We start from the raw sequence: 13933 nt of genomic DNA, 5'->3' as shown, positions 1-13933 counted from the left end.
CGGGGCAGCCTGGCGGTAGTGTCCCGCGCGCTCGCTGGACCTCTCAGGTCGAAGGCAGCCCGCAACAAAGGGGATCTTCATGGCCTTCCGCGCATTGATGCTGCACGAACAGGACTGTCCAGATGGGTCGAGGGCCGTCTCGGCCGAGCTGGCCGACATCGACGACAGCCAGCTGCCGGACGGCAATGTCACCGTGGCCGTGGAGTACAGCACGCTCAACTACAAGGACGGGATGATCCTGGGCGGGATCGGGCGCCTTGTCCGCACGTACCCGCACGTGGGAGGCATCGACTTCGCAGGCGTCGTCGAGTCATCCGACGACAGCCGCTTCGCTCCAGGAGATCGGGTCGTGCTGACCGGGTGGCGAGTCGGCGAGACCCACTGGGGCGGTTACGCGGAGCGGGCACGCGTCAGCGGCGACTGGCTGGTGCGGCTGCCCGACGGGGTGTCCACGTTCGACGCGATGACGATCGGCACGGCCGGGTTCACCTCGATGCTGGCCGCCCAAGCGCTGGAGGAGCACGGCATTGGCTCGGGCCCAGTGCTCGTGACCGGCGCGGCTGGTGGGGTCGGCAGCGTGGCAGTGCACCTGCTGTCAGCGGCTGGTCACGAGGTCGCTGCCTCCACTGGCAGGCCGCAGACCGCCGACTACCTGCGCAACCTCGGCGCTTCGGAGATCATCGACCGAGCGGAGCTGTCTGAGCCGCCGGGGCGGCCGCTCGGCAGCGAACGATTCGGCGGCTGCGTGGACGCCGTCGGGGGGACCACGCTGGCGAACGCACTGACCCAGATGTCATACGGGTCGAGCGTGGCAGCATGCGGCCTCGCCGGGGGCAACGGGCTCGATACCACCGTCATCCCGTTCCTGCTGCGCGGCGTGAACCTGCTCGGCATCGATTCGGTGATGTGCCCCTACGAGCCGCGCGCTGCGGCATGGCAACGGCTGGACGAGCTGGTCGATCGGGATCTGCTGGCATCGATGGCCACAACGGTGGGTCTCGGCGATCTGGCCGAACTGGGGCCGAAGATCCTCGCGGGTGAAGTGCAAGGGCGCACCGTCGTCGATGTGCGCGCCTGACGGCGCGTCTGTCGATGCGCGCAGGTGACTAGAGCACAGAAGTGATCGCAGCGAAACCAGTCAGCAGCATCGCAGCAACGACAAGGACTGCGGTCCACCACAGACCCGGCTGGCGCTGGCGCAGCGGGCGCAGGTTGCCCATCGCGTCATAACGGTGACGTGGCATGCGCTGGGCCTAGCCCTTCAGCCTCCACTCGATGGCGCCGATCTCGTTCTGAACCTCGACCTCGATGTCCTGTGTTGCCCCGGTATCGGAACGCTCGAGCGTGCACAGGAACGTATGGCCGACCGAAACCACCAGGTACTGGTCGTCGCCGCAATCGGCTTGGACGCCGAATCCCAACGCAGCTGCCGCTTCGGCACCAAGCGCTGTCTCGGTGGCGTTGGTCTGCATCACCGCTTGGCGGGGTCGAATCTCGCGCCGGCCCTGTTCGTCGATGATCGTCACCTGCGCCTCATAGAACGCTCCCTCGACGAGGCCGTCGCACAGGAACGTTGATCCCGGCCTGATGGGTGCGTCCTCGGGGCAGTCGATGTCGGCGATCTCGGCGGGTGCGACCACGCTCTGCAAGTAATCCTGCACTTCGCGCTCCACCTGCGACTGGTCGGTACCGCCGCCGCAGGCCGCGAGCACCGCTGCCGTCAACACCGCCAAAACAGCCATCCAGCCCCATCGGCCGATGCGATGCACACCTGTCCACCGTCCCCGCGCACAGGCTGTCTCCGGCGCGAGCGGTCTGGTCAAGTTGAGGGCCTCCGGCTAGGAATGACGGGACAATAGCCCAACGCCACGCCGCAACCTGTACTTCTCACAGCCGGCAAAATCACAGGTCATCCGCGTCCCCTGCAGAGCCTTGCGCTTCACGCGAATTCGGATGCCGATCAGATGAAGGGCCGCTCGGTGTATCGCCCGAAAACGTCGGCCAAGGCGTTGGTCACCTCGCCCACGGTGGCCCGGGTTCGCACGGTGTCGATGAGGTGCGGCATGAGATTGGCGTCGGTCTCCGCGGCCCGACGGAGCGACATCAGCGCTTCGTCGACGGCGGCCTGGCTCCGGTCGGCCCGTACCTGGGCCAGCCGTTTGATCTGGCGCTGCTCGTCGTCGTTGGTGATCTTCAGCAAGTCGATCTCGTCGTCTTCGCTGCCCTCAGTAAAGGCACTGGCACCCACCACGACCCGGCGGCCGGCGTTCACCTTCTTCTCGAACTCATATGCCGCATCGGCGATCCCGGACTGGTACCAGCCCTCGTCGATCAGGCGGAATGCACCCTCGAGCATGGAGCCGTCACCGGCCGCGTCAATGTGAGCGAACATCTCCTCAGCCTCGGCTTCGAGCTTGTCGGTGAGCTCCTCGATGAACCAGCTGCCCCCGAGCGGATCGATGACATTGGCAGCACCGGTCTCGTGGGCGATGATCTGCTGCGTCCGCAGCGCGATGCGGGCGGCCTTGTCCGTCGGCAGCGCCAGCGCCTCGTCCATCGAGTTGGTGTGCAAGCTCTGAGTGCCTCCGAGCACTCCGGCGAGCGCTTCGATGGCAGTGCGAGCGATGTTGATCTCCGGCTGCTGCGCGGTGAGCGAGACCCCGGCTGTCTGGGTGTGAAAGCGCAGCATCATCGACCGCTCGCTCTGAGCGCCATAGCGGTCGCGGATCCATCTTGCCCAGATGCGGCGGGCGGCCCGGTATTTGGCGATCTCTTCGAAGAAGTCGATGTGGGCGTTGAAAAAGAAGCTCAGGCGGGGCGCAAACTCGTCAGTGGACAGTCCCCGCTGGGCAGCAGCCTCGACATATGCGAATCCGTTGGCCAGGGTGAACGCGAGCTCCTGTGCCGCCGTCGAGCCCGCCTCGCGGATGTGGTAGCCGCTGATCGACACCGAATTCCACCGGGGCATCTCCTCAGTGGCGAATTCGATGGTGTCGGCGACGATGCGCATCGAGGGCCGCGGCGGGTACACCCATTCCTTCTGAGCTTGATACTCCTTGAGAATGTCGTTCTGCAGCGTGCCGCCGAGCTTGCTGCGATGCGCGCCGTGCTCTTCGGCGTTTGCGACGAACATCGCCCAGATCGTGGCGGCCGGTGCGTTGATGGTCATCGACGTGGTGGTCGCCTCGAGGTCGATGCCGTCATACAGCGTCGCCATGTCCTCGATCGAATCGACGGCGACGCCGCAGCGGCCCACCTCGCCCAGCGACATGACATCATCGGAGTCGAGACCCATGAGCGTGGGCATGTCGAACGCAGTCGACAACCCGCCACCGCCTGCTTCGAGGATCTCGTGGAAGCGCTTGTTGGTGTCTTCGGGCGTTCCGAAGCCTGCGAACATGCGCATCGTCCACAGGCGGCCGCGATAGCCGCTGGCATGCACGCCGCGCGTGTAGGGATACTGGCCCGGCCAGCCGACATCAGCGCCGGGTTCGCCGTCGTCGGGCGCATACAGCGGCTCCAGCTCAAGGCCGCTCATCGTCTCGAAGTCGGCGTCGCGCGCCGGGGTGGCCTCGAACTCTGCTTGCCAGCGCTCGCGTGTCACCGGTGGCCTCCTGAGATCCGCAGCCTCTTCACTGCCCAGATGCGTTCGCATCAACGTCACCTGCGACGCTTGAAGTGTATGCAGGAGCCCGCGGGCCGGCCCAGCCTCTGGGCTCAGAGAGCGAGCGGGTCGACCGGTCCGCGGCCGCTGCCGAGACGGCGATCTGCGCCCGCCGAGATGGCGCGTGCCGTCAGGTCGTGGGCACGATCAATCGCTGAGTCCACGTCCGTGCCTGCGGCGAGCTCGGCGCAGATGGCTGCCGAGAAGACATCGCCCGACCCCCTGACGTTGCGGGTGTCGATGCGCGGCGCCGACAGCAGCCGGACGCTGCCGTCCCGGACGACGACATCGGTAATAGTCTCACCGATCCGGAGCCGGCCACCGGTGATGACCACGGCCTCTGGGCCCGTAGCTGCGAGCTCGTGGGCCGCTTCGATCCACGCCTCGATCTCGTCGCCGAGGTCTCTGCCCACCAGTCGACCCGCTTCGAGATGGTTGGGTGTCACGACTCGGGCGTTCGGCAGCAGGCGCGTCGCGACCGATCGCTCTGCCTCGGCGCTGAGCAGGGGCTCGCCGGCCCCGTCGACCAGCACCGGGTCCACCACCAACTGGGGAAGCCAGCGGGCAGCAATAGATGCCACCGCCGCGACGATCTCCGCCGTGAGCAGCAGGCCTGTCTTGGACGCCGCAATGGGCATGTCGTCGAGCACTGCGTGAACCTGGGCGGTCACCAGCTCGGCGTCGACAGGCTGTGCGTCCCGGAATTCGGCCGTGTTCTGTGCCGAAACCAGCGTGACCGCAAAGGCCCCGTGCACGCCGCATGCCGCGAACGCCCGCAGGTCGGCCGCGAGACCGGCCCCGCCAGACGAATCTGCCCCCGCGATGGTCAGCGCAGCGGGCCACCATGCGTGCTGCGCGGGCGGCCGGGGGTTCTCGCTCGCAATCCCACCGGCCATGTCCCCAGTACAACAGTTGGGCTCGCCGCGCGGCGGTCACCCTGATTAGCGTCGGCGGGCGATGGCCGGATCTGCGTCGAGAGCGGAGCACTCGGGACAGGGCGCCTCCTGCAGTGGCCGCATCTCCCCCGACGGGACAGTGGGGATCATCGCCAACCCGGTTTCGGGACGCGACGTTCGCCGGGTGGCGGCGCGAGGAGCAGTGTCCACTACTGAGGACAAGCGCAACCGGATTGCCCGGGCAGTCATCGGCGCCGTCACTGCAGGCGCCACACGGATCGTGGCCATGGCAGAACCGTTCGGCATCGCCACCGGGGCGCTCACCGACCTGCGCATCGACGCCGAGATCGAGATCGTCGACGTGGGGGCGACCGTCTCGCCCACCGACACGATCCGGGCAGTCGAGGCGATGCGAGCCCGTGATGTCAGCGTGCTGGTGACGCTGGGCGGTGACGGCACCAACCGCACGATCGCTGGGGTCTGGCCCGATGCGACGCTCGTACCGATGTCCACGGGCACGAACAATGTGTTCCCCAGCCTCACCGAGCCCACCGTCGCTGGTGCCGCCGCGGGATTGCTGGCGAGCGGCGTGGTCGACCCTGAAGCGTGTGCGCCCCGGTCGAAGCTGATCACTGTCACATCGGGCAAGGGCACATCGGGCAAGGGCACATCGCAGGAGGGGGAGCTGGCGCGAGGTTGGACCGAGATTGCACTGATCGATGCGGTCACGCTGGCCAATGACTTCGTCGGCAATCGCATGCCCGCGGACGGGGTTCGCATGCGGCAGGTGCTCGTGTCGCGCGCCCATCCGGCCAGCATCGGGCTGAGTTCGCTCGCGGGCCTGCTGCGACCCTGCTCGTTCGACGACGATGCGGGCGTGCTGGTGGAGTGCGGCCCGGGCGGACGCCCGATGCGCGTGGCGCTCGCACCCGGGCTGTACCGCACGGTGCCGGTGATCGATCACCGCGGCGTTGAGCTGGGAGAGACCATCGAACTCCGGGGACCGACGGTGCTGTCGCTCGACGGCGACCGGGAGCGCACGATCGGTCCCGATGAAGCCGCAATTGCCGATGTGCGGCGCAGCGGACCCCGGGTGGTGGACGTGGATCGGGCACTGGAATTGGGCGCTGCCGCCGGGGTGTTCGAGACCTCTCGGGCGCCGACCGGCGACCGTCCGCTCAACGCAGTCGCCAAGGTTCACTACCACCACGCCGACGGCACCCCGATCCGTGATTGCTGCTAGGTGACTGAACCACCAGTCAATTCCTGACTAATCCGGTCGGATTTATCGTCTAATGCGGCTATCCTCCGCGGCACGGCCTGCGCCGACTTGCGCAGCGCCGCACTTACCGCATCGCAAGGAGTACGACCATGGCACTGCGTCTCAATGACACCGCTCCCGATTTCACTGCCGACACCACCGAGGGCGAGATCAGCTTCCACGACTGGATCGGCGACGGCTGGGCACTGCTCTTCTCCCATCCGAAGGACTTCACTCCGGTGTGCACCACCGAGCTGGGTGCCGTTGCAGCGCTGGCCGGTGACTTCGCCGCTCGCAATTGCAAGATCATCGGCATCAGCGTGGACGGGGTGAGCGACCACGTGGCCTGGAAGGCCGACATCGCCTCTGCTACCGGCCACGAGGCCAACTACCCGCTCATCGGCGATCCCGAATTGAACGTGGTCAAGCTGTACGACATGCTTCCCGCCGACGCGGGCGACACATCGCAGGGACGCACCGCGGCCGATAACGCCACGGCTCGCACCGTGTTCATCATCGGCCCGGACAAGAAGATCAAGGCGTCGCTCACCTACCCGATGACCACCGGACGCAACTTCGCCGAGATCCTGCGCCTGCTCGACTCGTGCCAGCTCACCGCCGCCGAGCAGGTCGCCACGCCGGCCAACTGGCAGCAGGGCGAGAACGTCATCATCGTGCCCGCGGTCTCGAACGAGGCCGCCGCCGAGAAGTACCCAGACGGCTGGGAATCACCGCTTCCGTACCTGCGCCTCGTGCCGCAGCCGGGCAAGTAGTCACGAATAGCGACACGAGGCTGCGGCACCTTCCGCAGCACAGGCCGCAGCCGGGCACCTAATCGACGCTGGATTCGGCGACGACTTCGGCCTCAAAAGCCGGGGCGCCGTCAAGCCGGCGCATCGATTCGGGCAGCTCGGCGCGGACGCGCTGGTGGAACACCCGATCCTGGGCAAGCGTGTAGGGATAGGCGTTGTGGCCTGATCGCAGCAGCGGAACGTGCAGCGGCCGGCTGTTGGTGGGCCCGGGGCGATCCTGCTCGACGAGAGTTTCCGAATTGGCCTCGCCATCGCGCACCACCCTGTAGGGCCGCACCACGCCGCCACGGGTGGCCTTGCCCTCTGATTCCTTGTAGACGGGAACCACCGGCTCGAACGTGCCGGAGTGCCGGGCGATGGCAACTGCTTTGTACACCATGCCAGCAGTCGCATGGCCCGAGCCCACCACGAGTTGGGTGCCCACGCCGTAGCCATCCACCGGCAGGTCCGCGAGGTCGGCGATGCGGTACTCGTCGAGATCGCCCGACACCACGATGCGGGTCGACTCAGCGCCGGCGTCATCCAGCCACTGTCGAACCCGGGGCACCTCGACCGTGAGATCTCCCGAGTCGATGCGCACGGCGCCCGGCACCCCGCCGAGACGCTTCGCCGCGGCGAGACCCCGTTCGAGCCCTGTTCTCAGGTCGAAGGTGTCGATCAGCAGTGTGGTCTCGAGGCCGTGCGCACGCATCTGCGCCTCGAACGCTGCTTCCTCGTCGTGGTGCGCCAGCGTGAAGGCGTGGGCAGCGGTACCGGCCGTCGGGATGCCGTACTGCTCGCCGGCCAGCAGGTTGGACGTCGCATCGAAACCCACCAGCCAGGCGGCGCGCGCAGCGGCGACGGCTGCGAGCTCGTGCGTGCGGCGGCCGCCCATCTCGATGAGGTGGCGCCCCTCGGCGACATCGTGCATCCGCGCGGCCGCAGAGGCCACGGCGCAATCGTGGTTGAGCACCGAGAGCACCAGCGTCTCCACGAGCAGCGCAGTGCCGACCGAGGCATCCACCCGCAGCACCGGGCTGCCGGGCACGTAGAAGTCGCCTTCGCGGTAGCTCCAGGCATCGCCGTCGAATCGGAACGTCGCCAGATGATCGAGCAGACCGTCGCTGAAGCGGCCGAGCCCTGCCAGGTAGGCCAGATCGTCGGCCTCGAAGCGGTAGTCAGCCAGCAGCCCGGCCAGCCGGCCTGGACCTGCCACCACGCCGTAGCCACGTCCCGGCGGCAATCGCCGGGCGAACACCTCGAAGCATGAACGGCGCGACGCGACGCCCGACTGCAGGGCCGCATCGAGCATGGTCAGCTCGTACAGGTCGGTCATCATCGCCGTGCCCATGCCGAGAGTCTGCCCGCTCACGTTCTGGCTGCGCTCTGCAGCCGCTTCGCAGCCACCGTCGCAGGCGCGAACCGGAGGCTGTTCGCCAGTAGCGTCGCGGCGGTGGTCGCTGTCGGGCTATCGCGCCTTGTGGCTGCTTCGCACCTGAGCTACATCGTGTTCCTGCTCATCGGCGGCTTCATGGCAAAGCGCTGGCCGAAGCTCATGAAGTGGCACCTCGGCGCCATCGGCGCTGCTGCTGTGGTGAACATCACCGGCTCGGACTGTCCCCTGACGGTGTGGGAGAAGTGGTTCCTGCGCCAAGCCGGTCGGGAGCCGTATGAAACCGGCTTCATCTCGAACTACCTAGTGGAACCGGTGTACCCGCCGGGCATCACCGGCCGGGTCAACTTCGTGATCTTGGTCATCCTGACGGTGCCGATCACGGTCAGCTACTGGCGCATGCGCAAGACCGGCTCGTCTGCCGCATCCCACTCGGCACTGCGCCGACGGGGCAGCTCCTAGACTCACGCCTGGTTGTCGTGAGCGAAGCCGGTGAGATCCCGGCACTGTCCCGCAACGGTGATGCCCCTCCGGGGGACGAGTCCGGTCGCCTCCCGGCCGCCATCACGCGAACCGATTCCTCGAGGTAAGGAGCGGCTCGTGCGGTGGGTGCTCCCGCTGCTCGGCCCTGAACTCGAGCAGAAGGGAGAACACCATGAACCGCACCGCCTCCAAGCGAGCCGCCCTGCCACTTCGACTGTTGTGGTCACTGGCAGCCGTGCTCTTGCTCGTCTCGGCCTGTGGGAGCGACAACGCCGCCAGCGGCCCGACGGCTGCGCCGGCCACGGACGCCACACCGTCTAGCGAAGCACCTGCTGCAACACAGGCGCCGACGACCACGACCGGATCGGCTGCCGCCGAGACTGCGGACGCGCCGGATGAGATGCCAGCGTCGGTCGACGAGACCGAAGACAGCGAGCCCGAGCCCGCAGAGCCCGAGTACCAGTACCAGCGGATCGTCTCCATCTCCCCCACCGGCACCGAGATCCTGTTTGCCATCGGTGCCGGGGATCGAGTGGTCGCCGTCGATGAGTTCTCCTACTACCCGCCCGAGGCGCCCGTCACCGACTTGAGCGGCTGGCAGCCGAACGTCGAGGCCATTGCGTCATACGACCCCGATCTTGTCGTCATGGGCAGCGACGGTGACGTCGAGGCCAACCTCGAATCACTGGGGATCGCGGTGCTGGCCATCAACGCCCCCACCACCTTCGACGAGGTGTATGTGCAGATCGCACAATTCGGCGAGACCACCGAGCAAATCGACGAAGCGGCTGCGTTGATCTCGGATATGCGCAGCGAAATCGACGCTCTCGTTGACGCAGCACCCGACGCTTCGGGGCTCAGCTACTACCACGAGCTCACCGACGGCCTGTACTCGGTGACGAGCAGCACCTTCATCGGACAGGTGTACTCGCTCTTCGGACTGCACAACATTGCCGATCCTGCAGACTCCGACGGCAGCTCCTACGGCTATCCGCAGCTCAGCAACGAGTACATCGTTGACGCCGATCCCGACCTGATCTTCCTAGCCGACACGCTGTGCTGCGGCCAGAACGCCGAGACGGTTGCTGCCCGCCCAGGCTGGAACCTGCTGAGCGCAGTGCAGAACGGCCGGGTCGTCGAGCTCAATGACGACATCGTGTCGCGCTGGGGACCACGCCTCGTGGAGTTCATCGCGGCGATCTCTGATGCCGTTGTCTCGATCGGCGCAGCGAGCTGATCGGTGCCCACTGAGCTGGGGGTATCGCGACTGCGGGCCCCGGCGCTCGTCGCCGGCATCCTTGCCGTCATCATTGCGGTCGTCGCAGGGCTGACCATCGGCCCGGCCGGCATCGCAGCTCCACGGGTGCTCATGGAGCTCGCCAATCTGCTGCCTGGCATCGCAGTCGAGTCGGGACTCAACGATGCGCACAAGGCGATCGTCACCGACATCCGGCTGCCGCGGGTTGTGCTGGGACTGCTGGTGGGCGCCACGCTCGCCATGAGCGGTGCCACCTATCAGGCGGCATTCCGAAACCCCCTCGCCGATCCGTACCTGCTCGGCATTGCCGCCGGTGCCGGGCTGGGAGCGACCATCGCCATCGTCAACGACATCGGGGACGGTGCCGGCGTGTTCGACCTCGTTCCGCTCGCTGCGTTCGGCGGCGCACTCGGCGCGGTCACCGTTGCCTACCTCGCCGGACACATCGGCGGCCGCTCGACGGCCTCGCTGATCCTGGCAGGGATCGCCGTGGCGAGCTTTCTGGCGGCCTGCCAGACATATCTGCTGCAGGCGAATGCAGATGCGTTCCGCCAGATCCTCGCGTGGCTTCTCGGTCGCATCGCTACCTCGGGCTGGTCCGAGCCGGCGCTGCTGCTGCCGTACTTCGTGGTGACGACCGCCGTGGTGCTGCGCTACCGGCGAGCGCTCGACGTGCTTGCCGTCGGCGACGAAGAGGCGGCCGCGCTCGGCCTCGAGCCCCGCCGGATCCGGCTGATCGTCCTGATCGCGGCGTCGCTCGGCGCGGCCGCCGCGGTGTCGGTGAGCGGGCTGATCAGCTTTGTCGGCATCATCGTGCCGCACGCGATCCGGCTGATCTTCGGCAGCAGCAACCGCGTTCTGCTGCCGCTCTCGGTGCTTTTCGGCGGGGCGTTCCTGGTGCTTGCCGACCTGACCGCGCGCACGGTGCTGTCTCCCGCCGAGCTGCCGATCGGCGTGGTCACTGCATTCCTGGGAGCGCCCTTCTTCGTGTTCGTGCTGCGCACAAGCCGCCGGGAGATCTGGTGACCGCCGCCGTCGACCTGCAGTCGCTCGATGTCCGGCTCAACGGGACCCACGTCCTAGGGGGCGTCAATCTGGCTGTGTCTCACGGCCAGTGGGTCAACATCATCGGCCCGAACGGCGCCGGCAAGACCACCCTGCTGCGCGCCGTGCTGGGCCTCGTGGCCTACGACGGCGACATCAGCATCGAAGGACTCACGAAGCTGCGACGCGCCGAGCGCGCTCGCAAGGTCGCCTACGTGCCGCAGACACCGGTCATTCCCCGGGGCATGCTCGTCGCCGACTACGTGCTGCTGGGTCGCACGCCCCACCGCAGCATCTTCGCCGGCGAGACGTCGGCAGACCGTGAGATCGCTGCGGACGTGCTCGAGCGTCTCGACCTCGTCGGATTCGGCGACCGTGCTGTGCAGTCGCTGTCGGGGGGAGAACGCCAGCGCACAGTGCTCGCAAGAGCTCTGGTGCAGCAAGCCGACATCCTGCTGCTCGACGAACCGACGACCGCACTCGACCTCGGGCACCAGCAAGACGTGCTCGACTTGGTCGATGCGCTGCGTCGCGAGCGTGGCTTGACGGTCATCGCCACGCTGCACGATCTGACCCTCGCTGCCCGCTATGGCGACCAGGTGGCCATCCTGGCGGGGGGCGTCATTGCGCAACGGGGTACGCCCGGCGAGGTGCTCACCGTTGCCAACATCGCAGAGCACTTCGACGCCCAAGTCCGGGTGATCGACGATCCCGAGGGCCCGGTGATCGTTCCCACAGCAACGACAACATCAGACGCCACCAAGGCGGCGCCGGCGAAGCGCGGCACCGCACAGAATGGAGACCACTCATGAATGCATCACAGCCTGACGGCTCGACGCCCACCGACGCGCCGCCCACCGACGATCCCCGCCCCGATGGGCTGCGCACCGCGCGCAGCCTGGTGGTGGTGAACACCGGCGATGGCAAAGGCAAGTCGTCGGCAGCTTTCGGCATGGCGATGCGAGCACGAGCGCGGGAATGGCCGGTTGCGGTGGTGCAGTTCCTGAAGTCCGACAACTGGGTGACCGGCGAGCAGATGATGGCCGAGCCGCTGGGCATCGACTTCTGGTCGCTCGGCGAGGGCTTCACCTGGGACAGCGAGGACCTCACACGCGATGAGGCCGAGGCCCGGGAGGCGTGGCGGCACGGCAAGGAGCTGGTGCAGGCGGGCGACCACCGGCTGGTGATCTTCGACGAGATCACCTACCCGCTCAACTGGGGCTGGATCGATGCCGCCGACGTGGAGGAGACCTTCCGCAACCGGCCCGAGCGCGTCTCGCTCGTGCTGACTGGCCGCGACGCTCCCGGGTGGATGATCGAGCTCGCCGACACGGTGACCGAGATGGTCAAAACCAAGCACGCCTACGACGACGGCATCCGGGCCAAGAAGGGCATCGACTACTAAGGTTGCGTGCTGGCCCGTGGACGCTCAGGCTCCGAGGCCGACGATCTCGAAGAGTGTGCCGAGGTCGAGATGTTCTTCGAGGGCGTCGGCGACGCGATCGAACTGCTGATCTCGGCGTTCGGCGAATGAGCCGCGTGCCGGCACAAAATCGCATCCCCGAATCTCGGCTACGTGCGCGAGAAACGCATGGCGGAACGCGTCTGAGTCGAACACGCCGTGCAGCGAGGTGCCCATGATCGGTCCATCGCAGAATCCGTCCGGCTCGCCATCGAGCCAGAGCCACGGATCTGCGGCCCCCTCCAGGCACGGTCGTACCCGGCCGTGGTGGATCTGGTAGCCCTCGACATCGGCCCCGAGTGCCTCGCCGTGCCGCTGAGTGAGCACCTTGTCATGCTCGAACACGGTCTCGACGGCGAGCAGGTCGAGCGCTGCCACGACACCCGCTGCCGACTCGACCTCGTCGGCAATGCTGCTGCCCATCATCTGGTATCCGCCGCAGATCCCGAGCACGACGGTGCCGTGTTCACTGGCGGCTTCCTGCACGGCTCCGGCGAGACCCCGCTCGCGCATCCACGCAAGATCGGCCACGGTGGACTTGGAGCCTCCCAGCAGGATCAGGTCGGGCCGGCCCAGCTCGCGCACCGAGCGCACCAGGCGCAACGTCACGTCGGGCTCGCTCGTCAGGGGATCGAAATCGGTGAAGTTCGACAGGCGCGGAAAGGCGACGACAGCAATATCCAACTGCGCTGTGTCGTGCGGCCGCCAGTTCTCTGCCAGCACGACCGAGTCCTCGGCAGGCAGACGCAGGTCGTCGAGCATCGGGATCACGCCCAGCGTCGGCACGCCGCAGTGCCGTTCGAGCTCGTCGAGCCCATCTCCGAGCAGCGCCGGATCGCCGCGGAACTTGTTGATGACGAAACCCCGCACCAAGTCGCGCTGTGCCGTCGGGAGCAGGGCGACAGTGCCGGCGAGCGCAGCAAAGACGCCCCCGAGATCGATGTCGCCCACCAGCACGGCACTGATGCCCGCCCGCTCGGCAACCCGCAGGTTGACGATGTCATCGGCGGCCAGGTTGATCTCAGCCGGGCTGCCTGCCCCTTCCGCGATCACCACGTCGAAGGTGTCCCGCAGGCGCTGCAAGGAAGCCAGTACCAACTCGAAGAGCTCCGGTTTGTACTCGTGGTACGCCGCTGCGCTCATCGCGCCGATCGGTCGTCCTGCCACGATCACCTGCGCGTCGCGATCACTGGTCGGCTTGAGCAGCACCGGGTTCATGTCGACAGTTGCCGGGACGCCGGCCGCCTGCGCCTGAGCGAACTGTGCTCGGCCGATCTCGTGGCCGGACGAGGTGACCGCCGAGTTCAGCGCCATGTTCTGTGCCTTGAACGGTGCGACGCGCAGACCTCGTCGCGCCAGCAGGCGGCACAAACCGGCGACGACGGTCGTCTTGCCCGCGTTCGAGGAAGTCCCGCACACCATCAAACCAGGCGCCAGAGCGTCAGGGGTGTGGCCGGCCACCGCGGCAGCGTACAAACGCCCCGCACCGGTCTCAGGCGAGTGCACAGTCGACCACGGTCTCAGGTCACAGCTCTGCACTAGCGGCGGAGCCTTCGGCTCCCGCGGAGCGACTGACTGCCCACCGGTACGATTCGCGCCCGTGGACGCAGCACTCCAGCGGCTGTCGCAGGCTCTCTCAGTATCGCGGGACCCCGACTCGGCAACCCGGGCTCTGGGTTGT

The 13933-nt window shown here is 67.3% G+C and carries 14 protein-coding genes and 1 riboswitch; of the genes, 8 read left to right on the top strand and 6 right to left on the bottom strand.

Annotation, left to right across the window (positions count from 1 at the left end):
- Positions 1 to 79 precede the first annotated feature (79 nt).
- Positions 80 to 1078, top strand: coding sequence for an MDR family oxidoreductase (locus VI480_RS06350; RefSeq protein ID WP_323671982.1), 999 nt, complete (start codon positions 80 to 82; stop codon positions 1076 to 1078).
- 28 nt (positions 1079 to 1106) lie between these two features.
- Here VI480_RS06350 and VI480_RS06345 read toward each other — a convergent pair whose 3' ends face one another.
- The 4 genes from VI480_RS06345 to thiD all read right to left on the bottom strand — a co-directional run bounded on the left by VI480_RS06345 (position 1107) and on the right by thiD (position 4560).
- Positions 1107 to 1244, bottom strand: a complete 138-nt coding sequence (locus tag VI480_RS06345) for a hypothetical protein (RefSeq protein WP_323671981.1) — start codon at positions 1242 to 1244, stop codon at positions 1107 to 1109.
- A 9-nt stretch (positions 1245 to 1253) separates the two neighbouring features.
- The gene (locus VI480_RS06340) at positions 1254 to 1742 is read right to left on the bottom strand and encodes a DUF4333 domain-containing protein (RefSeq protein WP_323671980.1); all 489 of its coding nucleotides are present in this window, start codon (positions 1740 to 1742) and stop codon (positions 1254 to 1256) included.
- Positions 1743 to 1960: 218 nt separating this feature from the next.
- The gene (locus tag VI480_RS06335) at positions 1961 to 3655 is read right to left on the bottom strand and encodes an acyl-CoA mutase large subunit family protein (RefSeq protein ID WP_416246654.1); all 1695 of its coding nucleotides are present in this window, start codon (positions 3653 to 3655) and stop codon (positions 1961 to 1963) included.
- A 62-nt stretch (positions 3656 to 3717) separates the two neighbouring features.
- Complete coding sequence (thiD, locus tag VI480_RS06330) at positions 3718 to 4560, bottom strand: bifunctional hydroxymethylpyrimidine kinase/phosphomethylpyrimidine kinase (RefSeq protein WP_323671978.1); 843 nt, start codon at positions 4558 to 4560, stop codon at positions 3718 to 3720.
- Positions 4561 to 4621: 61 nt separating this feature from the next.
- Here thiD and VI480_RS06325 point away from each other — a divergent pair, with 61 nt between their 5' ends.
- Together VI480_RS06325 and VI480_RS06320 are read left to right on the top strand one after the other, a co-directional pair.
- Positions 4622 to 5803 (top strand): NAD(+)/NADH kinase, encoded by a 1182-nt coding sequence (locus VI480_RS06325; RefSeq protein ID WP_323671977.1) that lies wholly within the window; start codon positions 4622 to 4624, stop codon positions 5801 to 5803.
- 128 nt (positions 5804 to 5931) lie between these two features.
- Entirely contained in the window at positions 5932 to 6594 is a 663-nt protein-coding gene (locus VI480_RS06320; RefSeq protein ID WP_323671976.1) for a peroxiredoxin, read from the top strand.
- 58 nt (positions 6595 to 6652) lie between these two features.
- On the opposite strand, the gene pncB is transcribed toward VI480_RS06320, so the two are convergent.
- Positions 6653 to 7984 carry a nicotinate phosphoribosyltransferase gene (pncB, locus tag VI480_RS06315; RefSeq protein ID WP_323671975.1) on the bottom strand — a complete coding sequence of 444 codons (1332 nt, stop codon included), beginning with the start codon at positions 7982 to 7984 and terminating at the stop codon, positions 6653 to 6655.
- 81 nt (positions 7985 to 8065) lie between these two features.
- On the opposite strand from pncB, the gene VI480_RS06310 reads away from it, so the two are divergent.
- The 5 genes from VI480_RS06310 (at position 8066) to cobO (ending at position 12195) form a co-directional block, all read left to right on the top strand.
- Positions 8066 to 8467 carry a DUF2784 domain-containing protein gene (locus tag VI480_RS06310; RefSeq protein WP_323671974.1) on the top strand — a complete coding sequence of 134 codons (402 nt, stop codon included), beginning with the start codon at positions 8066 to 8068 and terminating at the stop codon, positions 8465 to 8467.
- Positions 8464 to 8608: riboswitch (adenosylcobalamin (AdoCbl) riboswitch) on the top strand. Its footprint overlaps the gene before it by 4 nt.
- A gap of 52 nt (positions 8609 to 8660) precedes the next feature.
- On the top strand, positions 8661 to 9725 hold the full coding sequence (locus VI480_RS06305) for an ABC transporter substrate-binding protein (RefSeq protein WP_323671973.1): 1065 nt from the start codon (positions 8661 to 8663) through the stop codon (positions 9723 to 9725).
- Between the two features lie 3 nt (positions 9726 to 9728).
- Positions 9729 to 10772 carry an iron ABC transporter permease gene (locus tag VI480_RS06300; protein ID WP_323671972.1) on the top strand — a complete coding sequence of 348 codons (1044 nt, stop codon included), beginning with the start codon at positions 9729 to 9731 and terminating at the stop codon, positions 10770 to 10772.
- Positions 10766 to 11602 carry an ABC transporter ATP-binding protein gene (locus VI480_RS06295; RefSeq protein WP_416246655.1) on the top strand — a complete coding sequence of 279 codons (837 nt, stop codon included), beginning with the start codon at positions 10766 to 10768 and terminating at the stop codon, positions 11600 to 11602. Before VI480_RS06300 ends, VI480_RS06295 begins: the two co-directional genes overlap by 7 nt.
- Positions 11599 to 12195 (top strand): cob(I)yrinic acid a,c-diamide adenosyltransferase, encoded by a 597-nt coding sequence (cobO, locus tag VI480_RS06290; protein WP_323671970.1) that lies wholly within the window; start codon positions 11599 to 11601, stop codon positions 12193 to 12195. Before VI480_RS06295 ends, cobO begins: the two co-directional genes overlap by 4 nt.
- A 24-nt stretch (positions 12196 to 12219) precedes the next feature.
- Here cobO and VI480_RS06285 read toward each other — a convergent pair whose 3' ends face one another.
- Positions 12220 to 13713, bottom strand: a complete 1494-nt coding sequence (locus VI480_RS06285; RefSeq protein WP_323671969.1) for a cobyric acid synthase — start codon at positions 13711 to 13713, stop codon at positions 12220 to 12222.
- Positions 13714 to 13933: the final 220 nt, after the last annotated feature.

Source organism: Candidatus Poriferisodalis multihospitum (assembly GCF_028283155.1).
GTDB lineage: Bacteria > Actinomycetota > Acidimicrobiia > Acidimicrobiales > Poriferisodalaceae > Poriferisodalis > Poriferisodalis multihospitum.
The sequence above is the reverse complement of the archived record's forward strand: the minus strand, read 5'-3'. Positions and strand labels throughout refer to the sequence as shown.